Genomic DNA, 356 nt, shown 5'->3' on the forward strand with positions numbered 1-356 from the left:
CTGTATGAAGCCTTCAGACACGTCAAGCGTAACAAGGGCGCGGCCGGAATCGATGGGCAGAGCCTGAGTGCGTTTGAAGCGAATCTGGAGGCGGAGCTGTCGTGCCTGTTACTCGAGCTGAAGGACAAGCGCTATCAGGCGCAACCGGTCAGGCGTGTGGCCATTGCCAAGGATGACGGCGGCGAGCGTCTGCTGGGTATTCCAACGGTTCGGGACCGGGTTGTGCAACAGGCGTTGCGCCGTATCATCGAACCACTCTTCGAGCCGGATTTTCACCCGTCGAGTTACGGGTATCGTCCGGGACGCAGTGCGCACCATGCCATCGGCAAGGCGCAGCTGTTCATCCGCCGCTACCG

Annotated in this window: 1 pseudogene; it reads left to right on the forward strand. The window is 61.0% G+C overall.

The features are described from left to right. A pseudogene (locus tag AC1RQI_RS17095) lies at positions 1–356 on the forward strand (group II intron reverse transcriptase/maturase); the annotation flags it as partial.

The organism is Salicola sp. AFF1 (genome assembly GCF_056783195.1).